Origin of the sequence: Actinocorallia populi, assembly GCF_002995495.1 — a bacterium.
GTDB lineage: Bacteria > Actinomycetota > Actinomycetes > Streptosporangiales > Streptosporangiaceae > Actinocorallia > Actinocorallia populi.
Map to the genome: position 1 here is coordinate 162,456 of NZ_PVZV01000009.1, position 26,396 is coordinate 188,851.

Here is a 26,396-nt window from a genome sequence, read left to right on the forward strand (position 1 = left end):
GTGTCGCGCGGTGCCTCAGACCCCGAAGAGGCGGAGCACGGTGAAGACCAGCGCCGCCATCAGGCCGGCGGCCGGCAGCGTCAGCACCCACGCCATGAGGATGTTGCCCGCCACCCCCCAGCGCACCGCCGACAACCGCTTGGTCGCGCCCACGCCCATGATCGCCGAGGAGATCACGTGAGTGGTGGAGATCGGCGCGTGGAACCCGATGGCCGCGATGTAGAGGATGGACGAGGCGGTGGCCTCGGCCGCGAAGCCCTTCGGCGGGTCGAGTTCGATCACCTTGCGGCCCAGCGTGCGCATGATGCGCCAGCCGCCCGCGTAGGTGCCCAGCGACAGCGCCGAGGCGCTGACGAAGATCACCCAGGTCGGCACGTGGTCGGCGTGCGCCTGGTGCCCGGTGGAGACCAGCGCCAGCACGATCACGCCCATGGTCTTCTGCGCGTCCTGCAGGCCGTGCCCGAACGCCATGGCGGCGGCCGAGAGGGACTGCGCGATGCGGAAGCCGCGGCTGACCCGGGCGGGCTTGGCCCGCCGGAACAGCCACAGGATGATCACCATGAAGAGGTAGCCCAGCGCGAAGCCCGCGAAGGGGGAGACGATCATCGGGATGACGACCTTCTCCAGCACCCTGTCCCAGCCGACCGTGGTCGCCGCCGCCACGCCCGCGCCGACCAGCCCGCCGATCAGCGCGTGGGACGAGGAGGAGGGCAGCCCGAACCACCAGGTGATGAGGTTCCAGATGATCGCGCCGGCCAGCGCCGCGAACACCACGCCCAGGCCGTTGAGCCCCTCCAGGTCCGGCAGGATGTCGGCGATCGTCTTGGCGACCCCCACCCCGACGAACGCGCCGAGCAGGTTCATGACCGCGGCCATCAGCAGCGCCGCCCGCGGTGTCAGCGCCCGGGTGGACACCGAGGTGGCGATGGCGTTGGCCGCGTCGTGGAAGCCGTTGGTGTAGTCGAAGCCGAGCGCGATCCCGACCACGGCCACCAGGGCGAAGGTCTCCACGGAGGGGCCCAGCACCCAGATGGTGACGATGCCGGCGATCAGCGCGATCACCCCGCCGCCCGCCGAGACGTAGGTGCTCAGCCGGTTCTGCTTCTGCTGCGGCCGGTCCAGGTCGCGCTTGACCTGCACCGCCTCGATCAGCTTCTGCGGATCCTCCGCGGTCATGATTCCTTGACCGCGATGGTCTCGACGGTGTTGGCGACCTGCTCGAAAGCGTCGGCCGCGTCCTCCAGGCGGTCGATGACCTCCTTGAGCTTCATCACCTCCAGCGGCTCGTACTCACCGCCGAAGAGATGGGCCAGCAGCTTGCGGTAGATCCGGTCGCCCTGGTTCTCCAGCCGGTTGATCTCGATCCAGTACTCGTTGAGCTCGCGCATCGCCTTGAGCCGGGGCATCGCCTCGGCGGTCAGCTCGGCGGCACGTTCCAGGATCTCGACCTGCCGGACGACGTCCGGCGGCAACGTCTTGATCTTGTAGAGGACGACCAGCTCGGCGGCCTCCTCCATGTAGTCCATGACGTCGTCGAGGCGGGATGCCAGGTCGTAGATGTCCTCCCGGTCGAATGGAGTGATGAAGCTCTCGTTGAGCCGGTGCATGATCGCATGGGTGCACTCGTCGCCCGCGTGTTCGCAGGCGCGCATCTTCTCCGCGATGGCCTCTCGATCTGAACCGTCGCTGATGAGCTCCACGAGCAGCTGGGCTCCGGTGACGATGTTGTTCGCCGAATCGGCGAACAAGTCGTAGAAGCCGTCTTCACGCGGTGTGAGACGCAATCGCACGTTTCTCTCCTAGTGCGGGAACTATCCGCAGCGATCGTAGGTGCAGTTCACCCGTATGACGAACTTTCACCTGAGTTTTTCCGGCGAGTCATCACCCACACTTCTGATGGTTACCGGCGATCTACTCGTATACACCCCGCGCGTCCGGGGAGTCCCGCGGCCACGCGCAGGGCCCCCCACCGGCCGGTGGGGGGCCCTGCGCGAGCTCCGGAGGTCCGGGGGCGGCGGCCCCCGGACCGGCGGGTTCAGCCGAAACGGCCGGTGATGTAGTCCTCAGTGGCCTTCTCCGTGGGGTTGGTGAAGATCTTCGAGGTCTCGTCCAGTTCGATGAGCTTGCCCGGCTTGCCGGTGCCCGCGATGTTGAAGAAGGCGGTGCGGTCGGAGACGCGGGCCGCCTGCTGCATGTTGTGGGTCACGATGACGATCGTGTACTGCGACTTGAGCTGGGCGATGAGGTCCTCGATCGCCAGGGTGGAGATGGGGTCGAGCGCCGAGCAGGGCTCGTCCATCAGCAGCACCTGCGGCTGGACCGCGATGGCCCGCGCGATGCACAGCCGCTGCTGCTGCCCGCCCGACAGGCCCGCTCCGGGCTTGTCCAGCCGGTCCTTGACCTCGTTCCACAGGTTGGCGCCCTTCAGCGAGTTCTCGACGATGCCGTCGAGCTCGTTCTTGCGCTTGACCCCGTTGAGCTTCAGGCCCGCCGCCACGTTGTCGTAGATGGACATCGTGGGGAACGGGTTGGGCCGCTGGAAGACCATGCCGACGACGCGGCGGACGGCGACCGGGTCGATCCTCTCGCCGTAGAGGTCCTGCTGGTCGAGCATGACCCTGCCCTCGACCCGGGCGCCGGGGATGACCTCGTGCATGCGGTTGAGCGTGCGCAGGAACGTCGACTTGCCGCAGCCGGACGGGCCGATGAAGGCGGTGACCGAGCGGGGCTCGATCGTCATGGAGACGTTCTCGACGGCCAGGAAGCCGCCGTAGTAGGCGTTGAGGCCCGAGACCTCGATCCGCTTCGCCATGCTGTTGCTCCGTTCCTTCTCTACCGGATCGAGGTCCTGCGGGCCAGGAGCCTGGCGCCGAAGTTGAGGACCATGATGATGAAGATGAGGGCCAGCGCCGCGCCCCACGCGCGGTCGACGGCCACCTGGTTGGGGTCGCCCGCCTGCTCCCAGATGTAGGTGGGCAGCGAGGACTGGGCGCCGTCGAACGGGTTGAAGTTGATCACCTTGGTGACCCAGATGGTCAGCAGCAGGGGGGCGGTCTCGCCCATGACCCGGGCGACGGCCAGCATGATGCCGGTGATGATGCCGGTGAACGCGGTCGGCAGCACCACCCTGGTGATGGTGCGCCAGCGCGGGACGCCCAGCGCGTAGGAGGCCTCGCGCAGGTCGTTGGGCACCAGCTTGAGCATCTCCTCGGCCGAGCGCACCACCGTCGGGATCATCAGGACGGCCAGGGCCAGCGCGCCGGCGAAGCCGGAGACCTCGAAGCCCAGCACCAGGATCCAGAAGGCCAGGACGAACAGGCCGGCCACGATGGACGGGATGCCCGTCATGACGTCGACGAAGAAGCTGATGACCTTCGACAGCCGGTTGCCCTGGCCGTACTCCACCAGGTAGACGGCGGTGAGCACCGCGACCGGGATGGAGATGGCGCTGGCCAGCGCCACCTGCTCCAGGGTGCCGATCATCGCGTGGTAGATGCCGCCGCCGGCGTCCCGCCCGCCGATGCCGTTCATCGACCTGAGGAAGAAGTCGGCGCTGAGGACCTGCACGCCCTCGGAGATGATCTTGTACAGCACGCTCGCCAGCGGGATGACCGCCAGCGCGAAGGCGACGTAGACCGCGACGAGGACGATGTTGTCCTTGAGCCTGCGCATGCCCGAGGTGGCGGGGATGGCCTGGCCGCCGGGCAGGCCGCGCTTCGGGCTCAGGGTGGGGGCGCTCACACGAACTCCTTACGGCGCGCCACGATGGCCCGGGCCGCCATGTTGACCACCATCGTGATGACGAACAGCACCAGGCCCGAGGCGATGAGGGCGCTGCGGCCGATCTCCCCGGACTCCCCGAAGGTGCGGACGATGTTGGCGGCGAACGTGTTGCCGCCGGGCTCCAGGAGGTGCCAGTTGATGCCGGCCACCGTGGACAGCACCAGGGCGATCGCGACGGTCTCGCCCAGGGCGCGGCCGAGGCCGAGCATCATCGCGCTGATCATGCCGGACCGGCCGTAGGGCAGCACCGACAGCCGGATGGTCTCCCAGCGGGTGGCGCCCAGCGCCTGCGCCGCCTCGATGTGGGCGGTCGGCACCTGGAGGAAGACCTCGCGGGTGATGGACGAGATGATCGGAAGGATCATGATGGCCAGCACCACCGAGCCGATGAAGATCGACTGGCCGCCGACGCTGTCGCCCGCGAACAGCGGGATCCAGCCCAGCACGCCGTTGAGGAACTCCACCACGCCCTGGGAGTTGGTGACCAGGAAGTGCAGGCCCCACAGGCCGTAGATGATGCTCGGCACCGCGGCCAGCAGATCCACGACGAAGCCCAGGCCCTCGGCGAGCCTGCGCGGCGCGTAGAAGCCGATGAACAGCGCGATGCCGATCGCGACCGGCGTCGCCATGATCAGTGCCATGGCCGCCGACATGACGGTGCCGAAGGCCAGCTGCGCCACGCCGAAGCGCGGCGGGTCGCCGTTGGCGTTCCACTCGGTGGCGGTGAAGAAGTTCGCCTCGTTCTCCTGGAGGGCCGGAATCGCCTTCCAGACGAGGAACGCGGCGATCGCCGCCATGATCACCAGAACGAACACCCCGGAGCCCAGCGCCGCGCTGCGGAAGATCCGGTCGCCCCGCCGACCGGTACTCATCGCACGCCTCTGCCGCTGCGCCCCGACGGCCCGTGTCCGGACGTCGTCGATGCTGGTCACCCCAGCCCCTCCCTCGGGTTCTCGTGTATCGGGCCCGGAACCGGGCGTGGCCCCGCCGTCCGCTCGGACGACGGGGCTGTGGTGGTGCTCGCCGTTCAGGATCTCGCTCGGTTCTTACTTGACCTGGATGGCGTCCACGGAGGCGCGGACCTTGGTGGCGACGTCCTCGGGCAGCGGCGCGTAACCCAGGCCCGCGATGGCCTGCTGGCCCTGCGCGGAGGCGGTGTAGGACAGGAAGGCCTTGACGAACTTGCCCTCGGCGCCGGTCATGCCGGTCTCGCAGGCGATCTCGTAGGTCACCAGGACGATCGGGTAGGCGCCCGGGGTCTTGGTGTTGTAGTCGATCTCCATGGCGAGGTCGTTGCCGGTGCCGACGACCTTGGCGCCCGAGAGCGTCTTGGACGCGGTGTCGGTGGTCAGCTCGGTGTACTCGCCCGCGCCGTTCTGGATCTTGGCGGTGGACAGCCCGGCGTTCTCGGCGTAGGACATCTCGACGTAGCCGATGGAGCCCTTGGACTGCTTGACCAGGGTGGTCACGCCGTCGGACTTGGTGCCGCCCTGGCCGCCGGGGGCGGTCCACAGCTTGCCGCCCTCGAACTTCCAGACGTCGGGGGCCACCGCGGCGAGGTAGGTGGTGAAGTTGTCGGTGGTGCCGGACTCGTCGGCGCGGTGCACCGTGGTGATCTTGTCGCCGGGCAGCGTGGCGCCGGGGTTGTCCTTCTTGATGTCCGCGTGGTCCCAGGTGGTGATCTCGTTGGCGAAGATCTTGGCCAGGGTGGTGGGGGACAGCTGCAGGCCGTCCACGCCGTCCAGGTTGTAGGCGACCGCGACCGGGCCGACGACCATCGGCAGGTTCAGCGCGTTGCCGCCGGTGCACCGGGTCTTGGCCGCGGCGGCCTCCTCCTCGTCCAGCGCGGAGTCCGAGCCCGCGAAGACGGCCTGGCCGGAGTTGAAGGCCTCGATGCCGGCGCCCGAGCCGCTGGGGTTGTAGTTCAAGGTCGCACCGGCGCAGTTCGCGGTGTAGTTCTTGATCCACTCGTCCATCGCGTTCTTCTGCGCGCTGGAGCCCGCGGCGTTGACGGTCGCCTCGACGCAGTCCCCGGCGTTCGCGGGGGCGGCGGTACCGTCGGTGTTGTCGTCCGAGCCGCAAGCAGACAGCGTGAGGGCGCCTGCGAGGATGACGCCGCCCAGGGCGGACAACCGGATGCCGTTCTTCACGGGGTGTTCCTCCTGATCAGTGCGGTGTACCCCGTGTCAGGTCAGGGAGGTGGGGACACCGTCTGCATCCGAAGGTAGAAAGCCCAGGTGAACGGCTCGGAGCGGTCCAGGTGAACGGGCGGTGAACACCGCCGGTCGGACCACCGAAGAACACGTCGACAAGGCGTGGCCATCAGGTGAACGAGGTCACATCCGGCCCCTCAGGGACGGCCGTACATCACGTCCGCCCGGTAGCGGGTGAAGCCGAGGGACTCGTACAGGCGGACGGCCGAGGTGTTGCCGGCGTCGACGTAGAGGAGGACGGCCTTGAGGTTCAGCGACTGCAGGTGGTGCAGGCCCGCCAGGGTCAGGGCGCGGCCGAGGCCGACGCCCTGGGCGGAGGGGTCGACGCCCACGACGTAGACCTCGCCGAGGCCGTCGGGGTGGACCTTGGTCCAGTGGAAGCCGACCACGCGGTCGCCCTTGCAGGCCAGGAAGAAGCCCTTGGGGTCGAACCAGGGCTCGGCCATGCGCTGGCGCAGGTCCTCCATCGTCCACTGGCCCTGCTCGGGGTGGTCGGCGAAGGACAGGCCGTTGATGCGCAGCCACGCCTCGGCGTCCTTCGGCTCGAAGGTGCGCAGCGTGAAGCCGGCGTGGATGCGCTGGACGGGCAGCCGCCCGTCCAGGGGGCGGCGCATCTGCAGGAGGGTGCGCACCGGGGCGAGCCCCAGGCCCGCGGCGAGCGGCGCGGCTCCCGGCAGGTCGCCGTGCGCCCAGATCCGCACCCGCTCGTTCCCGGCGAGCAGGTCGGAGACCAGGGCCCCGCCCACCCCCCGGCGGCGGAAGTCCGGATCGACCACGACCTCCGCGGACTCCCCGTCGGTGTAGGCGTAGCCCGCCAGCCGCCCGGTGTCGTAGCGGAGATGGTGCTCACCCCCGCCGTGCCTGACGTCGAGCAGCGTCTGCTCGGAGAGCGGGGCCACCCCGTCGGCCTCGGTGGCCCGGGAGGCCAGGTCGAGAACGGCGGATGACTCTTCGGGGGACAACTCGTGCACTGCGGCCATAGATCCCCAGCTTATGCCGCCGGTCAACGGTAGGCGATCACAAGATGGGGGAGATCGTGAGGAAGAAGTTCTCACCTATCTCCAAGTGACACCCGCGATCACCGGTCCGCAGGGGCCCGGTCGCACCCTCCCGCCCCATCGACCCGTCAAGGACCGTGCAATGCCGCGTGAAACCGCCAAGGCCGCGCTCGCCGGCGCGCTGACCACCGCGATGCTCGCGGTGGCGGCCCAGGGAGTGACCGCCGCACCTCCGGACCGGGGGAAGAGCGTTCCCGTCCGCCTGCTCGCCCTCAACGACTTCCACGGCAACCTCGAACCGCCCGCCGGGTCGTCCGGCCGGATGGTCGACGAGAACGGCGCCACGGTGGAGGCGGGCGGAGCCGCCTACATCGCCGCCTGGATGAAGCGGATGACCGACCGCAACACCCTCAAGGTCGCCCAGGGCGACCTGATCGGCGCGACCCCGCTGATCTCGGCGGCCTACCACGACGAGCCCAGCGTCGAGTTCCTCGGCGACCTCGGGATCACCGCGTCCGCGGTGGGCAACCACGAGTTCGACGAGGGCTACGGCGAACTGAAGCGCATCATGAAGGGCGGCTCGCACCCCGTCGACGGCGCCTCCCCGGCAGGACCCTGGAAGGGGGCGGAGTTCACCTACCTGGGCGCGAACGTGCTGCTGGAGGACGCCGGGAAGCTGCCGGACCTGCCCGGCAACGAGATCCTGCGCCGGATCCCGCGCAAGCGGCTCGACGCGATGCTGCGCAGCCACGGGGTCCCGGCGGTGCCGCCGGTCGCGGTGCGGAAGGTCAACGGGCAGAAGATCGGCTTCATCGGCGCGGTGACCGAGAGCACCCCGGCGATCGTGACCGCCGCGGGCATCGAGGGCCTGCGGTTCGAGAGGGTCGTGAAGTCCGCGAGGTTCGGTTCGCGCCTGCTGAAGATGCTGGGCGTGGAGGCCCAGGTCCTGCTGGTGCACGAGGGCGACAACGTCACCGCGGGCCGCTCCCCGGACGCCTGCAGCACCGCCGGGGACCCCGGCGGCGGCGCCGGGGCGGGCACCGAGATCGCCACGAAGGTGGACGCGGAGATCGACCTCGTGCTGTCCGGGCACTCCCACCAGGCCTACGTCTGCGAGGTCGAGGACCCCGAGGACGGCACCCGCGTCTACAGCCAGGGCGGTTCGTTCGGGCGCGTCATCTCCAAGGTGGATCTGCGGATCGACGAACGCTCCAAGGACGTGGTGCGCTCCTCGGTGAAGGTCGACAACCGGATCGTCACCCGCGACATCGAGCCGGACGCCGAGACCGCGCGGTTCGTCCGGACCTGGAAGGACCGGGTGGCCGAGGTCGCCGACCGCAAGGTGGGCGAGATCACCGCGGACCTGACCCGGACCGCGTCCCGGTCCGGGGAGAGCGCGCTGGGCGACCTGATCGCCGACGCGCAGCTCGCGGCGACCAGGGAGGGCGGCGGCGCGCAGATCGCGCTGATGAACCCCGGCGGCGTGCGGGCCGACCTGCCGTACGCGCCCGACGGCGTGGTGACCTACGGCGAGGCCTTCGCCGTCCAGCCGTTCGGCAACCTCATGCAGGTGGTCACCCTGACCGGGGCCCGGCTCGACGCACTGCTGGAGCAGCAGTGGACGGCAGCGCGCACCGCGGTGCTCCAGCCGTCGGCGTCGTTGTCCTACACCGCGACCCTGGGGAACCCTTTCGGGGACCGGGTCTCGGGCATCGAGATCGACGGCGAGCCGGTGACCGGCACCGGCACCTACCGGGTGGCCGCCACCAGCTTCCTGGTGGGCGGCGGTGACGGGTTCTCCGTCTTCACCCAGGGCACGGCCCCGTGGAGCGGGCCGATGGACCTGGACGCCTTCACCGCCCACCTCGGCTCCGCCTCACCGGTGAGCCCTCCGGCGACCGGCCGCATCAAGCTCGGCTGAGATCGCCGGGACGACCGCTGACGGCCCCCGCGCGTCGATGCGCGGGGGCCGTCAGCGGTCGCCGGTGCCCTACTGCCGGGTAGGAACGTTCCAGGGCCGCGGGCGGCCGTCAGGACCGCCCGACCAGGGCCTCTTCCTGGTCGCCGGGCCGGTGGTCGGGAACGAACCGGTAGCCGACGTTGCGCACGGTGCCGATGAGCGACTCGTACTCGGCGCCGAGCTTGGCGCGCAGCCGCCGCACGTGGACGTCCACGGTGCGGGTGCCGCCGAAGTAGTCGTAGCCCCAGACCTCCTGCAGCAGCTGGGCGCGGGTGAAGACCCGTCCCGGGTGCTGCGCGAGGTACTTCAGCAGCTCGAACTCCTTGAAGGTGAGGTCGAGCACCCGGCCGCGCAGCCGGGCGGTGTAGGTCGCCTCGTCGATGGTCAGGTCGCCGCTGCGGATCTCGCCGGGCTGGTCCTCGGCCTCACCGGCCGCCGAGCGGCCGATGGCGAGCCGGAGCCGTGCCTCGACCTCCGCCGGCCCGGAGGCCTGCAGCAGGACGTCGTCCAGTCCCCACTCGGGGGTGAGCGCGGCCAGGCCGCCCTCGGTGACGACGGCCAGCAGCGGGGAGTCGAGACCCGTGGTGCGCAGCAGCCGGCACAGGCTCTTGGCCTGCACCAGGTCGCGGCGCGCGTCCACGAGGATCACGTCGGCTGGGGGTGCGTCGATCAGCGCGGATGCCTCCGCGGGAGCGACGCGAATCGAGTGCAAGAGCAAACCCAACGCGGGCAGAACCTCATCTGACGGTTCCAGCGCGTTGGTGAGCAACAACAAGCTGCTCAACGGCCGCCTCCCTCTGCTGCCCTTCGGGGTGAAACGTCCCCTTAAAGACGTCAAGGACCCGGGGGCCTCGTTGCCCGGATCCTTCGCTAGAAGCTTATACGAGGGGCCGAAAGGGGCAACGGGCGCCCGACTGATTCATTACGGCAGATACATGAATGAGATCCTTGGACAATGGCCAAGGGAGTGATCAGGTACTGGGCCGCGGCGAAGGCCGCGGCGGGAGTCCCCGAGGAGCCGTACCAGGCGGACACGCTCGCCGAGGTGCTGCGGAACGCCGGTAGGGCGCGGGGCGAGGAATTCCGGCGTGTCCTGGAACGCAGCTCGTTCCTGGTCGACGGGCGGCCGGTGGGCACCCGTCCGCATGCGGGAGTGGAGCTCTCCGATGGCGCGGTGGTGGAAGTATTGCCTCCGTTCGCGGGTGGCTGATCTCACAACGCGAACTTTGCCGGGTGGGCCGTTCGTCTCACACTCTGAACAGTTAGGGGTGACATGCGTAAATTCCTGATCGTCCTGCTCGTCCTCGTCGTGGCAGGCCTGATCGGCGCCGACAGGTTCGGCGAGGCCCGGGCGGAGAACGAGGTGGCACGGCAGGTGGCGGCCCAGTACCGGCTGCCGGAGCAGCCGTCGGTGGAGATCGGCGGGTTCCCGTTCCTCACCCAGGCGATCAGCGGCAACTACGGGCAGATCGACGTCTCCATCGGCGACTACACCCAGCAGGGCGTCACCGTCCAGGACGTGAACATCCGCCTGAACGACCTCAAGGCGCCGCTCGGGGACCTGCTGAACGGCGACCAGACGAACGTCCGCGCCGAACGGGCCACCGCCTCGGCCGTCATCCCGTACGCCGTCGTGCAGAAGGCGACGGCCGACAAGGGGGTGCAGAAGGTCTCGCGCAGCGGTGACAACGTCCTGCTGGAGGGCACCGTCTCGTTCCACGGGCTCAGTGCGCAGGTCGGCGTGAACGTCTCGATCAAGACGACGGAGCGGGGGGTCACCCTCACCCCCGAGTCGGTGCAGGCCTCCGGCATCCAGGTGCCGCTCGACCTCGTGAAGCAGAACTTCACCTCCACGGTGCCCGTCACCGGCCTGCCGATGGGATCGCGGATCACCTCGGTCGAGCCGGTGGACACCGGCCTGCGGATCACCGGCACCGCCCGGAACGTCGACCTCAGCGGCGCCGCCCAAGGGGCCGCGGGCTGAGGCGGCCGCACCGCGGCCGATGGCATAGGTTCGGGCCATGAGCGGTGCGGCGGCCGTGGCCGTCACCCTGGGTCTGGCCACGGTGTTCGGGCTGGTCCACCGGTGGCGGTCGGGACGGCTGAAGGAGCAGGACGTGCGCGCGGAGTGGGACTTCGAGCTGGGCGAGCGGGCGACGCTCGTCCAGTTCTCCAGCGCCTTCTGCGCGCCCTGCCGGGCCACCAGGCGCGTCCTCGCCGAGGTGGCCGCCATGGTGGAGGGCGTCCGCCACGTGGAGATCGACGCGGAGTCGCGGCTGGAGCTCGTCCGCGAGCTGAACATCCTCAAGACCCCCACCGTCCTGGTGCTCGACGCCTCGGGACGGATCGTGCAACGGGCCTCCGGACAACCCGGAAAGGCCGATGTCATCGCGGCCCTGGGCCGGGTGTGAGCGCTCTGACCTGCGGCTTGTGATCTTCGTCCCCGTCTCGGCAGGCGAGACGGGGGTGACAGGCGGCGAGAAGGGTCGTAACATCGTCTCCGTGCGTTACTGGACAGAGCAGATGCTGACGAAGCGACGGGCAGTCGACTACTGCCGCGTTTCGACCGCGCTCTGTCGCATGGCCTGAGAACAGCCGTAGCCGCTGTCGCGGGGGGTCTCCTCCGCACCTGCCAGGCGTCCGCACCTCCGCCCCGTAAGGGAGCGTGTTCTCCACATGGAAATCGACCCGCGAGGGCAGCGCTTCTCCGCTGCCGTCACATCGATCGTCCTGGTGGCGGTACTGCTCACCGGGAGCTGGGTACTGCTCGCCGCTCAGGCCGTGGTGTTCGCGATCGGAGTCTTCTTCGGGCTGCGTCACCATCCGTACGGGCTGCTCTACGCGGCCGTCGTACGACCGCGCTTGGGCCCTCCGGCCGAGCTCGAGGACGAGTCCCCGCCGCGTTTCGCGCAGGGGGTCGGGCTCGTGTTCGCGCTGGCGGGCGTGGCCGGATACAGCCTGGGGCTCGGGTGGCCGGCGATCACGGCCACCTCCTTCGCCCTCGGGGCCGCCTTCCTGAACGCCGTGTTCGGGTTCTGCCTCGGTTGCGAAATGTTTCTGATCATCAAGCGTGTCATCCCGAAGTCAATCTCCGAGGAGGTTCCCTAAATGAGCCGCAGTGACGTCCTGGTGGACGCCGCCTGGGTCGAAGCCAACCTGGACGCCCCCGGCGTGGTGCTGGTCGAGGTGGACGAGGACGTCTCCGCCTACGACAAGGGCCACATCCGTGGCGCCGTGAAGATCGACTGGCAGACCGAGCTGCAGGACCCGGTCCGCCGCGACTTCGTCGACCGGGTGGGCTTCGAGCAGCTCCTGTCCCGCAAGGGCATCGCCAACGACGACACCGTCATCCTCTACGGCGGCAACAACAACTGGTTCGCGGCCTACGCGTACTGGTACTTCAAGCTCTACGGCCACGAGAACGTCAAGCTCCTCGACGGCGGCCGCAAGAAGTGGGAGCTGGACTCCCGCGAGCTGGTGGTCGACGTCCCGTCCCGTCCGGAGACGAACTACCAGGCCAAGGAGCAGGACCTCGCGATCCGCGCCTTCCGCGACGAGGTCGTGGACGCGATCGGCTCCAAGGGCCTCATCGACGTGCGCTCCCCCGACGAGTTCACCGGCAAGCTGCTGGCCCCGGCCCACCTGCCGCAGGAGCAGGCGCAGCGCGCCGGCCACGTGCCGACCGCCCGCAGCATCCCGTGGTCCAAGGCCGCGAACGACGACGGCACCTTCAAGTCCGACGAGGACCTGCGCAAGCTCTACACCGAGGCCGGTGTGGACCTGAACAAGCCGATCATCGCCTACTGCCGCATCGGCGAGCGCTCCTCGCACACCTGGTTCGCCCTGCGCGAGCTGCTGGGCCTGCCCGACGTGAAGAACTACGACGGCTCCTGGACCGAGTACGGCTCGCTGGTGGGCGTGCCGATCGAGCTCGGCGAGCCCAAGTAAGACCGACCGGTACGACTCAACTCAAGGGAGAACAGCCATGTCCCAGGGATGCGCCGCCCCGGCCCAGACCGCTCACCTTCCGGCGACCGTCGACCTCGGCAACGAGGCCGTCATCCAGGGCACCGTCCTGCGCGGCGGCGACCCGGTCTCCGGTGCCTACGCCCGGCTGCTCGACGCCTCCGGTGAGTTCACCGCCGAGGTCGTCACCAGCGAGGAGGGCATCTTCCGCTTCTTCGCCGCCGACGGCGACTGGACCGTCCGCGTCCTGGCCCCCGGCGGGGTCAGCGTGGACAGCGCGGTGACCGCCAAGACCGGCGAGATCGCCGGCGTCGAGGTCGCCATCTGATCTGGTTGCACCGGAAAGGACCCTGTGGTTTAGCCCACAGGGTCCTTTTTGTTTTGTTCTTACTTCCTGGTAGCCGGGTGGGAAGAGCAGGGTAAAGTCACGCTTTATGGCTAACTGGACGCCGCCGCCTTCGCCGCAGCAGGGACCCGACCCCCAGAACGGGGCGGCCCAGCAGCCGGGCCACTACGACCCCTTCGCGCAGCAGCAGCCTCCACAGCAGCAGGGGCACTCCGACCACACCAACCTGGGCACGCCGCTGGTGCAGCCCGGCGCGGGCACCCCGCCGCCGTTCGCCCCGCCCCAGCAGGGCGAGGTCCCCGGCTGGCAGCCGTCCCCGGGTCAGGGGACGCCGCCTCCGTTCCAGCAGCCGGGCCAGTACGGCCAGCCGGGCCAGTACGGGCAGCCCGGACAGTTCGGCCAGCCCGGTTTCGGCCAGCCCGGGTACCCGATGCAGCCGGGCGCGCTGCACCAGCCCCGCAAGGGCGTGAACCCGCTGCCCGTCATCGCGGCGGTGCTCGCCCTGGTGGTCGTCGCCGGCGCCTTCGCGGCCTTCAAGGTGCTGGGCAAGCCGGAGAAGAAGCGCACGGTCGCCATTCCGTCGGTCGCGGTGGAGGTGCCGAGCGTGGACGTGCCGACGTTCTCCGCGCCGCCGGTTCCCGACCTCGACCCCTCGCCGACGCCCTCCGCGCCCTCGCCCACCGCGGACACCGCCAAGAAGGTCCCGGGCAACGTGCTGAAGGCGACGATGAAGACGTCCTTCGGGACGACGTTCCGCCGGGTCGGGGCGGCGTCCGGCCCGTGCAGCAAGGCGGCTCCGAGCGACCTGAAGAAGGTGCTCACCAAGTACCCGTGCATCGGCGACTTCCGGGGTGCGGTCTACAGCGACCCCAAGAAGAAGGCCGTCGTCACCGTCATCGTCATGCCGCTGAAGAACGCCGCCGCCGTCAAGGAGATGAAGAAGTCCGGCTCGTACCCGTACCTCATCAACCCCGACAAGGGCAGCGGCGCGCGGTCCATCGGCAACAAGCGGGTCTCCACCTGGAGCCGGGTCTACGAGCAGAGCAACCTGATCGTCTTCTCCATGGCCTACCGCAGCGACCTGGCCAGGAAGGACGCCGGGGACGTCGCGAGCACGGCCGCCCACCAGATCGGCTCGGAGGTCACCGCGGTCCTCATCTGGAGCTGATGGCGGAAAGGCCCGGGTTTCCCGGCACCAGGCCCCACCTGCGGGTTCTGCGGGTTTGTGTCATGAATTTTGTGGCTGTTCATCCCCTTCGTTCCCTTTGTCACTTTGGACCACTCCTGCCGAGCCCAGTAGGGTCGGCCGCGTCTTTTCCGCCGCACGGGGAGCGAAGATGAGCCAGGAACCGGGTTCCGCACCACAGTTCGGCCAGCGGCCACCGGGCCCGGGCTTCGGCGCGCCGCAGCCCGGGGGGCCGAACCACCCCGAGCAGCCCGCGCAGCCCGGCCCGCCGCCACAGCCCGGCCCGCCGAACCAGCAGTGGCAGCCGCCTCCGCCCGGCGGGCCGCAGCAGGGCCCGCCGCAGTTCGGTGGTCCTCCCGGACCCGGCCAGTTCGGTCCCGGTGCCCCCGGCGGATACGGAGGCCCCGGCTTCCCCGGACCTCCGGGAGGTCCCGGCGGTCCCGGCGGTCCGGGGTTCCCCCCGCCGCAGCGGCCCGGTGGCGGGCTCGACAAGAAGGTCCTGGCTATCGGCGGCGCGGTCGTCGGCGTGCTGCTGCTGGTCGGCGTGGTCTTCGCCGTCACCTCCGGCTCGGAGGAGCCGGTGGCCGGGCCTCCCCCGGTGCCCTCCCTCGACGTTCCCGGCGGTCCGGGCGGCCTCCCGACGGAGTCGGCGGCCCCCGCCGCGACCGGTCCCTACACCAAGGTGGCCAGCCCGTGCGGCTGGGTCGACAAGGGCACCGTCAACAAACTGGTGCCGGACCCCGAGGCCCACTCGGCGTCGTCCAAGGACGGCGCCAGCGAGGACAACGCCTTCGTCTCGTGCAACTGGAAGACCAAGTACCAAAAAGGCGCGGCCCTGCAGAAGACGCGCGACCTGAAGGTGATCATGCGTCTGCGCACCTCATCGGAGCACAAGGACGCCCCCACCCAGGCCGCCGACGACATGAAGTACGCGCTGAGCACGGCCAAGGAGGACGAGAACGGGACGGACGGCATCGGCAACAAGCACGGAGCCGTGACGGTCCCGCAGATCGGCGAAGAGGCGTTCACCGAATCCCACCTGTCGACCGGGAAGGCCCAGTACGCCAAGACGAAGTTCCGCATCGGGAACTACTACGTCGAGGTCACCTACTACGGCTACGACCATCCGACGAAGAACTTCCTGGACGACAGCAAGGACATCCCGCTGCCGGAGAACACCGCGCGCCAGGGGGCCGAGGAGGTCGCGACGCAGGTCGCCGCCGGCATCAAGGCCTGCACCGACCAGTGCACCGGCGCCGCCGCCCCGCCGCAGAGCGGTCCCGAGGACGCCCCGGTCCAGGCGGCGAAGCCGTCGTGGTCCAAGGGCGTGCTGAAGGGCCTGGTCGACCCGTGCGCGCTGGTGAAGCCCGAGACGCTCACCCGGCTGATCCCCACTGCGAGCATGCAGCGGATCGCCGACCAGGGCTACACCTCGGGCAAGGACCAGAGCACCGCCACCTGCGTCTGGTCCTCCGACAACTCGCCCGACGTGCCGACGCGGAAGATCTCGGTCAGGCTCTGGTACCGCACGGACGTCGACGGGGGCGAGCAGAGCTTCCGGCTGCAGAAGGAGCGGATGGAGAAGCAGGCGAACAAGACCGACACGATCGGCATCCAGTACGGTCCGCTGGAGGCGCTGACGGGGGTGGGGGACGACGCCTACGTGCAGTCGTCCGTCACCACGACCCCGCTCGGCAAGGCGCTGCTCTCGGTGAGGGTCGGCAACGTGATGGTCGATGTCGAGTTCTCCGGCGGGGACGGCGTCAACCCGATGGTCGCGGTGCCCGCCGACACGGCCATCGCCGAGGCGAAGGCCGTCACCCAGGACGTACTGGGCATCCTGCGCCCGTGACCGCACAGAACATCGAGCCCCTGCTCCCCGAGGACCCGCGCGTACTGGGCGGGTACCGGACGCTCGGCAGGCTCGGCGCGGGCGGTATGGGCGTCGTCTACCTGGGGGCCGGCCAGGACGGGCGGCAGGTCGCCATCAAGGTGATCCGCCGGGAGTTCGCGGCCGACCCCGGCTACCGGGCGAGGTTCGAGTCGGAGGTCGCGAACGCGAGCCGCGTCGCGTCCTTCTGCACCGCGGCCGTGCTGGCGTACGGGGAGCAGGACGGCATGCCGTTCCTGGTCACCGAGTTCGTGCCGGGCATGTCCCTGAAGGACTACGTCGAGGAGCGCGGCGCGTTCCCCCCGGCGCAGCTGCGCGGCCTCGTCATCGGCATCGCCACGGCGCTTCTGGCGATCCACACGGCGCGGCTCGTGCACCGCGACCTCAAACCGCACAACGTGCTGCTCGCCGAGGACGGGCCGCGCGTCATCGACTTCGGCATCGCACGGGCGACGGACGCGACGAGCCAGCACACCGCGACCGGCGTGGTGGTCGGCAGCCCCGGCTGGATCGCGCCGGAGCAGCTCTTCGAGAACATGGTCTCCACGGCGGGAGACATCTTCGCCTGGGGCAGCCTCGTGGCCTACGCCGCGACGGGGAGGCACCCGTACGGCACCGGCAACATGATGGTGCTGGCCGTGCGCGCCCAGCAGGGTGCGCACGACCTCTCGGGCGTCCCGATGGAACTGCTCCCGCTGGTGGAGGCCGCGCTCCACCCGGACCCGGCCCGCCGGCCCACCGGGGAGCAGATCCTCACCCGGCTGATGGGCGCCGCGGGCGAGCAGGAGGCGCACACCCAGATCAGCTCGGTGTGGACTCCTGGCTTCCTTCCGGAGGCTCCGCGCGCCTTCACGAACCTGGGCGGAACCCTCGCGCCGCACCAGCAGCCGCCGAGGCAGACGCTGCCGCCGCACCAGCGGCCTTCCGGGGCGACGTGGATGTCGGCCCCCAATGCCCCGCAGTACCAGGCCACCTATCCCGGTGCCCACGGCGTCCATACGCCTCCGCCCGTCCCGATGCCTCCCTCCGGGCCTCCCGCGCCGAGAAAGAACCGCTGGGTCGTTCCGGTGTCGGCTGTCGCGGCGGTCTCTCTGCTGGCGACGCTCGGCTACTTCGGCAGAGGGATGCTGGGAGAGAAGACCGACCCCCCGGGGAACGGGAACCAGACGGGTCTGGCTCCCTCAGGGCAGAACGGCGCATCTCTCGCCGTGCCGGAGGAGGCGGCCAAGGCACTGAGCGACGCCGCTCCCGCGGTGGAGAAGCTCTACAGCTACGACTACAAGGACCCGGCGTCCTTCAAGGACGAGGGCCTTCCCGTCCTCCCGTCCTTCCTGCAGCAGTGGAACCAGACGCACTGGACGGCCGAGGAGCTCAAGAACGCCAAGTTGGACAAGCGCGGGGCGGTACTCAAGCTCTCCTCGCTGGGCGTCATCTCCGCAGCCGGGGACCGGGTGGAGGCCGTGGTGTCGGGCGACCGGAGGAGTACTTCGGCGTACGGGCCGGTAGACGAGTCGATCGAGGCACGCGTACGGCTCGTCAAGGGGGGCGGTGGCTGGACGGTCCACGATGTCTCGAACGTCGACGAGAACCAGGAGCCGGTCCAGGACACGGGGGCGGCCTGGCCCGATGCGGAGGGGAAGGCCCTGGTGCAGGCGGCGTCCGCCTGCCTGGGCAAGTACCTCACCCTGACCTTCGAGACGAAGGACATCCACGGGAGCGACGTCCGGGGCTGCCTGGCGGACCGGGCGCTGACCGGTGACCTGCCCGCCTGGCAGAACGAGCTCAGCCAGCAGGAGTCCGTGCACGGCGTCATGCTGGACACCGCGTTCCAGACGGTTCCTGCCGTCTCGAACGGGCCCGTGCTGCTGGTGAGCACCAAGACCGTCAAGCGTTCCGGGGCGAGTTCGGAACGGGTGTACGGGATCGTCTGGCGGATGACCATGACGCAGACGGACGGAATCTGGCGGGCCGCACGCATCGAGCGGCTGAGCAAGTTCGAGTGAGACCGGCGTGAACATCGGAATGGGTTATTTTCTGAGCAGCGGGCGACCCCTGGGAGCGCTGGCCACGGCGCTCGTCCTTGCCCCTTTTCTTCCCCCGGCTGCCGCGCAGGCGGCTCCCGCGGGGTGTGAGATACCGCCGGGGAAGGCCAAGATGGGCGGGGAGCCGTGGGCGCAGCAGGTGCTGAACGTGACCGAGGCGCACCGGCTGACGACCGGGCGGGGGGTCGTGGTGGCCGTGGTGGACAGCGGCGTGGACTTCGGGAACCCGCAGCTGAAGGGGCAGTCCGCCGGGGCGGTCGACCTGACCCGGACGGAGCTGTCCGACTGCGCGGCGCACGGGACGGGAGTCGCGGGGATCATCGCGGCGAAGCAGTTGCCGGAGGTGCCGTTCGTGGGGGTGGCCCCGGGGGCGCGGATCCTGTCCATCAAGGTGGCCGCCGACGAGCGGAACAACTCTGATCTGCTGCTCGCCCAGGGGATCCTGCGGGCCGTCAAGCAGAAGGCGCGGGTCATCAACGTCTCGGCGCAGACGGCGGTGAACAGCAAGGTGCTGCGCCAGGCCGTCGAGTACGCGCAGAAGAAGGACGTGGTGGTCGTGGCGGCGGCGGGGAACGTCGACCCGAAGAACACAGGGACGGCCGTGCCCGCGTACCCCGCGCAGTATCCGGGGGTGCTCTCGGTGGGCGCGGTGGACAGCACGGGCAAGGTGACGGCCTTCTCGGACGTCGCGACGCGGGTCTCCGTCGTCGCCCCGGGGATCGGGATCACCAGCACGTGGCCGGGTTCGGGATGGTCGTTCGGGTACGAGGGCACCAGTTTCGCCGCGCCGTTCGTCTCGGGGGTGGCCGCGCTGGTGCGGGCGGCGTACCCGAAGATGGCGGCCGCGGAGGTCGTGCGGCGGATCGAGACGACCGCGGACGGCAGCAAGGGGCTCGGCAGCGGCGGCGGCCTGGTCAACCCGCTGCAGGCCGTCAGTGCTCAGATGGCCGCCGAGCAGGCGGGCATGGAGCCGCGCGACGTGCACATGCCCCGGATGCCCGAGGAGGACGACCGGCCCGGGAACATCGCGCTGGGCGTCATGGGCGCCGCCCTGGGGACGGCGGCCGTGGCGCTCGCCGTCGGGTCGGCGGTGCCGCACGGCCGCCGTCGCCGCTGGGCGGCCGGCCGGCCGCCCGGGTAGGCGGGTCCGGACCGGCCGGGCGGCGGGTCAGCCGCCCCGGTAGGCGGTCTGGATCAGCCGGACGCCCGCGCGCCGGTCCACCAGCCGGCCACGGCCGGGCGGCAGCGCCTCGGCGCGGACGTTGCCCAGCAGCGCGCCCTCGTCCTTGCTGCCCGACATGATCAGGCCGGGCGAGCTCATCTCGCGGATGCGCTGGACGACCGGGTCGTACATGGCGCGTCCCGCTCCGCCGCCCGCGCGGGCGAGGATGATGTGCAGGCCGATGTCGCGGGCCTGCGGCAGCAGTTCCACGATCGGGCTCAGCGGGTTGTTGGACGTGGCGACCAGTTCGTAGTCGTCGATGACCACGAACAGGTCGGCGCCCGACCACCAGGAGCGCTCCTTGAGCTGCACGGGGGTCAGGTCCGCGGGGGGCAGCCGGTTGATCAGCGCCCCGTGGATGCCCTTGAGCAGCGGCTCGGCCGCCGTCGAGGATGCGGCGTAGCCGATCTGGTGCTCGGTGCCGGCCTCCTCCAGCATGGAGCGCCGGTAGTCCAGGAAGATCAGCCGGGCCTCCGCGGGGGTGAACCGGCCGGTGATGCCCTCCACGATGAGGCGCATCAGGTTGGACTTGCCGCACTCGGTGTCGCCGAAGACCAGGAAGTGCGGGTCGGCGGTGAAGTCGAGCATGACCGGCGACAACGAGTCCTCGTCGATCCCGATGGGGATCTTCTTGCCGCCGTCCTTGGGCATCTCCTCGACCGACAGCAGGGACGGCAGCAGCCGGACCTTCGGCGCGCCGGGACCCTGCCAGGATCCGGCGAGGCGGTTGACGAGGTCGGGCACCCCTTCGGCGAGGTCGTCGGCGTTCTGCACGCCGTCCACGCGGGGGAGCGCGGTCAGGAAGTGCAGCCCTTCGCGGGTCAGGCCGCGGCCGGGCGCGTCCTCGGGGACGTTCGCGGCGAGCCTGCGGTCCACCTCGGACTCGTACGGGTCGCCCAGGCGCAGCTCCAGGCGGGTGCCGAAGAGGTCGCGGATGGACATCCGGAACTCCGACCACTTGTGGGTGGCGGCGACGACGTGGACGCCGTAGCCGAGACCGCGCGACGCCAGTTCGGTGACGGCCTCCTCCAGCGCCTCGTAGTCCTGGCGGAGGGTGAGCCAGCCGTCCACGACGAGGAAGACGTCGCCGAACGGGTCGTCTGCGAACTCCCCGGCGGCACGCCTGCGGCGGTAGGAGTCCATGGAGTCGACGCCGAGTTCGGCGAAGCGCCGCTCCCGCTGGTCCAGGAGCGTGGTGACCTCGGCGACGGTGCGGCGCACGCGGTCGGCGTCGAGCCGGGAGGCGACCCCGCCGACGTGGGGGAGCCCCGCCAGCTGCGCGAGGGAGCCGCCGCCGAAGTCCAGGCAGTAGAACTGCACCTCGCGGGGCGTGTGCTGGAGCGCCAGCGAGCAGATGAGCGTGCGCAGCGCGGTGGACTTGCCGCTGCGCGGCGCGCCCGCGACGCCGACGTGCCCGGCGGCTCCGGACAGGTCGAGCCAGAACGGGTCGCGGCGCTGGTCGAAGGGCCGGTCGACGATGCCGACGACGGTGTGCAGGGGGCGTCTGCCGCCGTCGCGGGGGATGAGGCCGTCCAGGGTGGGGGGCTCGGCCAGCGGCGGCAGCCAGATCTGGTGGGCGGCGGGGCCGAGCCCGTTCATCTGCTTGACGACGGCGTCGAACAGGGTCTCCTGCGACTCCTTGCGCTCGGGCTCCTGCTGTGCGGGCTCCTGCCGCTCCTGTGCGGCCAGGGGAGCGGGCGTCGCGGTGTAGGGGACGATCCTGCGCGCCTGCCCGGAGGAGTCCTGCATGCCGGAGGCCGCGGCGACCTCCTCGGAGACGGGGCCCGACACGTACGCGGCGCGGAACCGCGTCATCTGCTCGGTGCCGACCTTCAGGTAACCGTGGCCGGGAGCCTGCGGAAGCTCGTAGGCGTCCGGGACGCCCAGGACGACCCGCGACTCCATCGCCGAGAACGTGCGCAGACCTATCCGGTACGACAGGTGCGTGTCCAGGCCGCGCAGCTTGCCCTCCTCCAGGCGCTGCGACGCCAGCAGCAGGTGCACGCCGAGCGAACGGCCGAGCCGTCCGATCATCACGAACAGCTCGGCGAACTCGGGCTTGGCCGACAGGAGCTCGCTGAACTCGTCCAGGACGAGGAAGAGCGTGGGCATCGGCTTGAGGTCCACGCCCTGCTCGCGGGCCTTCTCGTAGTCGCGCAGCGAGGCGTAGTTGCCCGCGGCGCGCAGGAGCTCCTGTCGCCGGACCATCTCGCCGTGCAGCGCGTCGTACATGCGGTCGACGAGGGGGAGCTCGTCCTCGAGGTTGGTGATGACGGCGGACACGTGGTGCAGCCCGTCCATGCCCAGGAAGGTCGCGCCGCCCTTGAAGTCGACGAGGACGAAGTTGAGGACCTCCGACGAGTGCGTCATCGCCAGGCCCAGCACCAGGGTGCGCAGGAACTCCGACTTTCCGGCGCCGGTCGCGCCGATGCACAGGCCGTGCGGGCCGAAGCCGCCCTGCGCGGCCTCCTTGATGTCGAGTTCGACGGGGCGCCCGGAGGGGTCCACGCCGACGGGCACGCGCAGCCGGCTGCGGGGCGGGCGCGGCCGCCAGGAGGAGGCCAGGTCCACCCGGCGGGGGTCGGTGATGCCGAACAGCTGCGTGAGCGTCGTCGCGCCGGCCAGCGCGTCCTCGCCCGCCTCCTCGGCGGCGCTGGCGCGCAGCGGCGCGAGCTGGCGGGCGAGCGCCTCGGCCTGGGGGATCGACACCTGGTCGGGCACGCCGATGCGGGTCGCGGCCTCCCGGCCGGTGTGGTCGCGGGTGATCATCGCCATCTGCCGGGGCGCCGCCCGCAGCCGCAGCGTCAGGTCGTCGCTGACCGGCGGGAGCGTCTCGGCCAGGTCGAGGACGGTGACGCCCTCGATGCCCTCGGCGAGCTGGGTGTCGTAGGGCACCTGGCCGCCGTCGAGGACGACCACGTGGTAGGGCAGGTCGTCCAGGGACAGGCCGCGGCCGAACCGCGGGCGGTTCTGGATCTCCAGCATCTTCTCCAGGTCGCCCAGGCCGGTGGTGATGAGCCGGGCGGGTCCGGCGGCGTCCAGCTCGGTGGGGTGCAGGGCGTGCGGGAGCCACTTCACCCAGTCCCACGCGGCGAGCCGCTCGGGCGAGGCGCAGACGGAGATGCGCACGTCGTCGGGGGTGTGGAAGGCGGCCAGGTGCAGCAGCATCGCGCGGGTCAGGCCGTGGGCGGTGCGGGGGTCGCCGCCGGGCACGACCCGGGCGAAGGAGCGCAGCGCCACCGCGACGGGCAGGTCGGGGACGGTGGAGTGGGTGCGGGTGAAGCGGCCGAGCGCCCCGGCCGTCATCGGCTCCAGGTCCTCGACCGGTTTGCTGTCCGGCGGGATGAGCTCCAGCGCGAGCCGCTGCGGGCCGCGGGCGATGCGCACGTTGACGAAGTCGTCGTCGGTGGTGCGGCGCTCCCACAGCCGGTCGCTCATCACCAGGGTGGGCAGCGCGGCGGGGTCGGGGCTGCCCCACTCCAGCGCGTCGCGCTGCTCCTTGGCCGCGGTGCGCACCTTGGTCCTGACCTGGCCGAGGTAGCGCAGGTAGTCGCGGCGCTCGGCGTTCAGCTTCACCTTGCGCTCGCCGCTGCCGCGGCCCAGCTGGCCGACCATCATGCCCAGCATGGAGACGGCGAACAGGCCGCTGGCCACCCAGGTGAGGGGGCTGGAGCCGGGCTGGGCGACCATGAGGATCATCGCCCCGGACCCGGCCATCATCGGCAGGTACATCAGCGCCTGGCGGCCGCCTTCGGAGACCTGCTCCGGGATCTCCGGGGGAGATTCCAGGAGGATCTCTCCGCGTGGCATTTGGGGCGGTTTGCGACGTTCGCCGCGACGGACCAGCTCCGTGCTCATCGCTGTAAGTTCCCCCTCGTCGTCCACCTTTGGTATGAACGAGCATCCTAGAGACCCGTGATCTTATGAACTCCCCAGCGACTGGAGGAACCCGGTGGAGCTGTGCAGGATCACCGTCGCCGGTCCTGCCCGCCGTATCGACCTGTCCCTGCCTGCCGACGTCCCGTTCGGCTCGCTGCTTCCGGTACTGATCCGCAATTCCGGCCCTGACCTGGCCAATTCCGGATTGGCGCACGGCGGATGGGTGCTGCAACGGCTGGACGAGGCGCCGTTCGACCTCGGAATCTCGCCTCAGCAGGCGAATGTCAAAGACGGTGAGGTGCTCTACCTGCGGCCGCAGATGGCGCCGCTGCCCGAACCGGCGTTCGACGACGTCCCCGACGTCATCGCGACCGCCGTCCGGGAACGCCCCGACCGGTGGAAGCCCGCCCTGACCAGGGCCACGGGCCTGGGCGCGGGCGCCTTCATCCTCCTTTTCGGCGCGTACCTGATCGTCACCAGGGGCGGCGGGTGGGCGCCCTACCTGGCCGGAGCCGTCACCGTCCTGCTGCTCGGCGGGGCCGCCGCGGCGTCCCGGGCCAAGGGCGACGCCGGAGCGGGCGCCGTGCTCGGCCACCTCGCGCTGCTCTACGGCTTCCTGGCGGGCTTCCTCGCCCCCGGAGCCGAACTCGGCGCGGCCCAGCTGCTGGCGGGCGGCGCGGTCATGCTGCTGGTCGCCGTCCTGGCGGGCTTCGCGGTGAGCGACGGCCTGTCGGTCTTCGCCGGGTACGCGCTCGCCGGACTGATCGGCACGCTGGCGGGCGGAATCGGGCTGGGCTTCCCCGGCCTCGGCGGGGCGGGCACCGCGGCGATCATCGTCGCGCCCGTCCTGGCGCTCACCCCGCTCACCCCCGCGCTGGCCTTCCGATTGTCGCGGGTGACGCTGCCGCCCGTCCCGACCAGCGCCGAGGACCTGCGCTCGGACACCCTGATGGTGGACGGGCAGGCCGTGCTGGACCGCACGGCCGTCGCCGACCGGATCGTCACCGGCGTCAACGCCGGGATCGGGCTGGCCGCCGCCGTCGCCATGGTCCTGCTGATGTCCGGCGACGGCTGGTCCCCGCCGACCATGGCGGGCGTCGTCGCGCTCGTCCTGCTGCTGCGCGCCCGGGTCTTCGGCGGCCGCGGCCAGCGGTTGTGGCTGATCGTGCCGGGCCTGGCCGGGCTCGCCCTGCTGACGGCCGACCTCAGCGCCGGCCTCGACCCGGCCGTCTTCACCGGCGCGGCCCTGGCCCCGCTGGTCGTGGTGGCCGCCGCGGTCATCGGCATCGGGCTGTGGCTGCCCGGCGCCCACCCGTCCCCGGTGTGGGCCCGCATGCTCGACATCCTGGACCTCACGCTGATCGTCGCCCTGATCCCGCTGGCCTTCGGCGTGGTCGGGCTGCTGGACAAGGTGCGCGGCATGGCCGCGTCGGTGGGCTGATGCTGACCCGCAAGGACCTCGTCCAGGCGCACCGCCTGATGACCATGCGCGCCGGGCAGGCGCTCCTGCTCGGCGAACCCGACAACGCCGACCGGCCGCTGCGCCGCATCGGCATCGGCATCTTCAGCGGGCTGATGGTGGGCGTCCTGCTCATCGCCGGCTGGGGCATCGCCGGGCTCATCACCAAGGACGGCTCGATCCGCAACATGGACGAGGCGACGGTGCTCATCGCCAAGGGCACCGGCACCAAGTACGTCATGTGCCAGACGCAGAAGGACAGGCTGTGCACGGCGGCCAACTACGCCTCGGCGCGGCTGGCCGTCCAGGGCGGGGAGGTGAAGGTGCGCACCGTGGCGACCAAGTCCCTGTCGAAGTTCCAGCGCGGGCCGCTGATCGGCATCCCCGGTGCGCCGGACGCACTGCCGTCGTCGCTGGTCGGCGCCCCGTGGTCGGTCTGCGTCAGCACGGTTTCCCACAACGGGATGCGGATCCCGGCCTCGACCCTGGCCGTCGGACGGGAGCTGGGCGGCACCCCGCTGGAGGCGGGGACGGGCGTCATCGTCGCGGCGAACGGCCGCTACTGGCTGGTCGCGGACGGGACCAGGATGGAACTGCACAAGGCGTTCCTCCGCCCGCTCATCCGCGACTACCAGCTCGCCCGCGACTACCAGCCGCTCGAGGTGCCGCCGGTGTGGCTGAACGGGCTGGTGCCGGGAGCGCAGTTCAAGGCGCCCTCCATCCCCGGCTACGGCACCCGCGGCTCCGCCCCGGCCGGGGGAAAGGCGAAGATCGGTCAGGTCTACACGGTCGAGGACTCCGGCGTCTCGGCGCAGCAGTGGTTCGTGCTGCTGCGCGAGGGGCTGGCACCCCTGACCCGGACCGAGGCCTGGCTGCTGGAGAACACCCCGGGCGCCCCGGCGATCGTCCCGATCTCCCGCACGGTCGCCAACCGGGCGAAGGCCGCGCGGCTCGCCGCGACCGGCCTGCCCGCCGACCCGCCCCGCGTCGTGGCCTACGACGGCTCGCAGCCGCTGTGCGCCTCCTACGCCGATCCGGGCGAGCCCGAGGCGGGCCTGGCGCTGGGCGCGTCCCTGCCGGCCATCGCCGACCCGGCCGCCGTCGGCACCCGCGAGGGAGCGCTGGACCAGGTCATCATGCGCCCCGGCACCGGCGTCCTGGCCGCGGTCACCCAGAACGAGACGACCACCGCCCACGTCCTCATCACCGAGGACGGCCGGAAGTTCGCCATCCCCACCGCCCAGGACCTCACCAAGCTGGGATACACCCAGGCCCAGGCCCGTCCCGTCCTGTCCCACCTGATGCAGCTCATGCCCCAGGGGCCGGCGCTGGACGGCAGCGCGGCGGTGCGGCAGATCCCTTGAAATTTCACCTAAATAGCGAAGCCGGCGCCATGACGGAAGGGGCAGATGGGATAACGGTTACATAACGCAGCGTCTGGGTTTCCTATT

At 70.7% G+C, this 26,396-nt stretch carries 23 protein-coding genes; 14 read left to right on the top strand and 9 right to left on the bottom strand.

Going from position 1 to position 26,396, the window contains the following annotated elements; translation table 11 throughout:
* Positions 1 to 15 precede the first annotated feature (15 nt).
* From C2865_RS31885 to mshD, 7 genes are all read right to left on the bottom strand, one after another.
* Positions 16 to 1,176, bottom strand: a complete 1,161-nt coding sequence (locus C2865_RS31885) for an inorganic phosphate transporter (protein WP_269802756.1) — start codon at positions 1,174 to 1,176, stop codon at positions 16 to 18.
* On the bottom strand, positions 1,173 to 1,790 hold the full coding sequence (locus C2865_RS31890) for a DUF47 domain-containing protein (RefSeq protein WP_106402350.1): 618 nt from the start codon (positions 1,788 to 1,790) through the stop codon (positions 1,173 to 1,175). The genes C2865_RS31885 and C2865_RS31890 overlap by 4 nt, the downstream gene beginning before the upstream one ends.
* Positions 1,791 to 2,035: 245 nt before the next feature.
* Entirely contained in the window at positions 2,036 to 2,812 is a 777-nt protein-coding gene (gene pstB / locus C2865_RS31895) for a phosphate ABC transporter ATP-binding protein PstB (RefSeq protein WP_106402351.1), read from the bottom strand.
* 20 nt (positions 2,813 to 2,832) lie between these two features.
* Complete coding sequence (gene pstA, locus C2865_RS31900) at positions 2,833 to 3,741, bottom strand: phosphate ABC transporter permease PstA (protein ID WP_332873403.1); 909 nt, start codon at positions 3,739 to 3,741, stop codon at positions 2,833 to 2,835.
* Positions 3,738 to 4,655: a phosphate ABC transporter permease subunit PstC gene (gene pstC / locus C2865_RS31905; RefSeq protein ID WP_106402523.1), complete on the bottom strand. Its 918-nt coding sequence runs from the start codon at positions 4,653 to 4,655 to the stop codon at positions 3,738 to 3,740. Before pstC ends, pstA begins: the two co-directional genes overlap by 4 nt.
* A 174-nt stretch (positions 4,656 to 4,829) precedes the next feature.
* A complete protein-coding gene (pstS, locus tag C2865_RS31910) occupies positions 4,830 to 5,933 on the bottom strand; it encodes a phosphate ABC transporter substrate-binding protein PstS (RefSeq protein WP_106402352.1) in 1,104 nt (367 codons plus the stop codon).
* Positions 5,934 to 6,133: 200 nt separating this feature from the next.
* Positions 6,134 to 6,976, bottom strand: coding sequence for a mycothiol synthase (mshD, locus tag C2865_RS31915; protein WP_106402353.1), 843 nt, complete (start codon positions 6,974 to 6,976; stop codon positions 6,134 to 6,136).
* Between the two features lie 160 nt (positions 6,977 to 7,136).
* On the opposite strand from mshD, the gene C2865_RS31920 reads away from it, so the two are divergent.
* Positions 7,137 to 8,915, top strand: a complete 1,779-nt coding sequence (locus C2865_RS31920; protein ID WP_106402354.1) for a bifunctional metallophosphatase/5'-nucleotidase — start codon at positions 7,137 to 7,139, stop codon at positions 8,913 to 8,915.
* A 109-nt stretch (positions 8,916 to 9,024) separates the two neighbouring features.
* Here C2865_RS31920 and C2865_RS31925 read toward each other — a convergent pair whose 3' ends face one another.
* Positions 9,025 to 9,738, bottom strand: coding sequence for a winged helix-turn-helix transcriptional regulator (locus C2865_RS31925; RefSeq protein ID WP_106402355.1), 714 nt, complete (start codon positions 9,736 to 9,738; stop codon positions 9,025 to 9,027).
* A 171-nt stretch (positions 9,739 to 9,909) separates the two neighbouring features.
* Between C2865_RS31925 and C2865_RS31930 the strand changes: the two genes are divergently transcribed.
* The 11 genes from C2865_RS31930 to C2865_RS31980 all read left to right on the top strand — a co-directional run bounded on the left by C2865_RS31930 (position 9,910) and on the right by C2865_RS31980 (position 19,526).
* Complete coding sequence (locus C2865_RS31930) at positions 9,910 to 10,164, top strand: MoaD/ThiS family protein (protein WP_106402356.1); 255 nt, start codon at positions 9,910 to 9,912, stop codon at positions 10,162 to 10,164.
* Between the two features lie 63 nt (positions 10,165 to 10,227).
* Positions 10,228 to 10,938, top strand: a complete 711-nt coding sequence (locus C2865_RS31935; RefSeq protein WP_106402357.1) for an LmeA family phospholipid-binding protein — start codon at positions 10,228 to 10,230, stop codon at positions 10,936 to 10,938.
* Positions 10,939 to 10,975: 37 nt separating this feature from the next.
* On the top strand, positions 10,976 to 11,365 hold the full coding sequence (locus C2865_RS31940; protein ID WP_106402358.1) for a TlpA family protein disulfide reductase: 390 nt from the start codon (positions 10,976 to 10,978) through the stop codon (positions 11,363 to 11,365).
* Between the two features lie 112 nt (positions 11,366 to 11,477).
* Positions 11,478 to 11,543 (top strand): putative leader peptide, encoded by a 66-nt coding sequence (locus C2865_RS41920; RefSeq protein ID WP_408608342.1) that lies wholly within the window; start codon positions 11,478 to 11,480, stop codon positions 11,541 to 11,543.
* A gap of 87 nt (positions 11,544 to 11,630) precedes the next feature.
* The gene (locus tag C2865_RS31945; RefSeq protein ID WP_106402359.1) at positions 11,631 to 12,062 is read left to right on the top strand and encodes a DUF4395 domain-containing protein; all 432 of its coding nucleotides are present in this window, start codon (positions 11,631 to 11,633) and stop codon (positions 12,060 to 12,062) included.
* Entirely contained in the window at positions 12,063 to 12,902 is an 840-nt protein-coding gene (locus C2865_RS31950) for a sulfurtransferase (RefSeq protein WP_106402360.1), read from the top strand. It begins immediately after the preceding gene.
* Positions 12,903 to 12,939: 37 nt separating this feature from the next.
* A complete protein-coding gene (locus C2865_RS31955; RefSeq protein WP_106402361.1) occupies positions 12,940 to 13,248 on the top strand; it encodes a DUF1416 domain-containing protein in 309 nt (102 codons plus the stop codon).
* 106 nt (positions 13,249 to 13,354) lie between these two features.
* Entirely contained in the window at positions 13,355 to 14,434 is a 1,080-nt protein-coding gene (locus C2865_RS31960; protein WP_106402362.1) for a hypothetical protein, read from the top strand.
* 169 nt (positions 14,435 to 14,603) lie between these two features.
* Positions 14,604 to 16,304 (top strand): hypothetical protein, encoded by a 1,701-nt coding sequence (locus C2865_RS31970; RefSeq protein ID WP_157963985.1) that lies wholly within the window; start codon positions 14,604 to 14,606, stop codon positions 16,302 to 16,304.
* The gene (locus tag C2865_RS31975) at positions 16,301 to 18,346 is read left to right on the top strand and encodes a serine/threonine-protein kinase (protein WP_106402365.1); all 2,046 of its coding nucleotides are present in this window, start codon (positions 16,301 to 16,303) and stop codon (positions 18,344 to 18,346) included. Before C2865_RS31970 ends, C2865_RS31975 begins: the two co-directional genes overlap by 4 nt.
* Positions 18,347 to 18,497: 151 nt before the next feature.
* Positions 18,498 to 19,526 carry a S8 family serine peptidase gene (locus C2865_RS31980; protein ID WP_157963986.1) on the top strand — a complete coding sequence of 343 codons (1,029 nt, stop codon included), beginning with the start codon at positions 18,498 to 18,500 and terminating at the stop codon, positions 19,524 to 19,526.
* A gap of 27 nt (positions 19,527 to 19,553) precedes the next feature.
* Here the strand turns inward: C2865_RS31980 and eccCa are convergent, their stop codons facing one another.
* The gene (eccCa, locus tag C2865_RS31985; protein WP_332873405.1) at positions 19,554 to 23,417 is read right to left on the bottom strand and encodes a type VII secretion protein EccCa; all 3,864 of its coding nucleotides are present in this window, start codon (positions 23,415 to 23,417) and stop codon (positions 19,554 to 19,556) included.
* 142 nt (positions 23,418 to 23,559) lie between these two features.
* Between eccCa and eccD the strand changes: the two genes are divergently transcribed.
* A complete protein-coding gene (eccD, locus tag C2865_RS31990; RefSeq protein WP_106402368.1) occupies positions 23,560 to 24,927 on the top strand; it encodes a type VII secretion integral membrane protein EccD in 1,368 nt (455 codons plus the stop codon).
* Positions 24,927 to 26,309, top strand: a complete 1,383-nt coding sequence (gene eccB, locus C2865_RS31995; RefSeq protein ID WP_106402369.1) for a type VII secretion protein EccB — start codon at positions 24,927 to 24,929, stop codon at positions 26,307 to 26,309. Before eccD ends, eccB begins: the two co-directional genes overlap by 1 nt.
* Positions 26,310 to 26,396 lie beyond the last annotated feature (87 nt).

Coding starts and splice junctions, on each gene's coding strand:
- C2865_RS31885 (WP_269802756.1), bottom strand. CDS start 1,176: ATGACCGCGGAGGATCCGCAGAAGCTGATCGAGGCGGTGCAGGTCAAG.
- pstB (WP_106402351.1), bottom strand. CDS start 2,812: ATGGCGAAGCGGATCGAGGTCTCGGGCCTCAACGCCTACTACGGCGGC.
- pstC (WP_106402523.1), bottom strand. CDS start 4,655: ATGAGTACCGGTCGGCGGGGCGACCGGATCTTCCGCAGCGCGGCGCTG.
- mshD (WP_106402353.1), bottom strand. CDS start 6,976: ATGGCCGCAGTGCACGAGTTGTCCCCCGAAGAGTCATCCGCCGTTCTC.
- C2865_RS31920 (WP_106402354.1), top strand. CDS start 7,137: ATGCCGCGTGAAACCGCCAAGGCCGCGCTCGCCGGCGCGCTGACCACC.
- C2865_RS31930 (WP_106402356.1), top strand. CDS start 9,910: ATGGCCAAGGGAGTGATCAGGTACTGGGCCGCGGCGAAGGCCGCGGCG.
- C2865_RS31935 (WP_106402357.1), top strand. CDS start 10,228: ATGCGTAAATTCCTGATCGTCCTGCTCGTCCTCGTCGTGGCAGGCCTG.
- C2865_RS31940 (WP_106402358.1), top strand. CDS start 10,976: ATGAGCGGTGCGGCGGCCGTGGCCGTCACCCTGGGTCTGGCCACGGTG.
- C2865_RS31945 (WP_106402359.1), top strand. CDS start 11,631: ATGGAAATCGACCCGCGAGGGCAGCGCTTCTCCGCTGCCGTCACATCG.
- C2865_RS31950 (WP_106402360.1), top strand. CDS start 12,063: ATGAGCCGCAGTGACGTCCTGGTGGACGCCGCCTGGGTCGAAGCCAAC.
- C2865_RS31955 (WP_106402361.1), top strand. CDS start 12,940: ATGTCCCAGGGATGCGCCGCCCCGGCCCAGACCGCTCACCTTCCGGCG.
- C2865_RS31960 (WP_106402362.1), top strand. CDS start 13,355: ATGGCTAACTGGACGCCGCCGCCTTCGCCGCAGCAGGGACCCGACCCC.
- C2865_RS31970 (WP_157963985.1), top strand. CDS start 14,604: ATGAGCCAGGAACCGGGTTCCGCACCACAGTTCGGCCAGCGGCCACCG.
- C2865_RS31980 (WP_157963986.1), top strand. CDS start 18,498: ATGGGCGGGGAGCCGTGGGCGCAGCAGGTGCTGAACGTGACCGAGGCG.
- eccCa (WP_332873405.1), bottom strand. CDS start 23,417: ATGCCACGCGGAGAGATCCTCCTGGAATCTCCCCCGGAGATCCCGGAG.
- eccB (WP_106402369.1), top strand. CDS start 24,927: ATGCTGACCCGCAAGGACCTCGTCCAGGCGCACCGCCTGATGACCATG.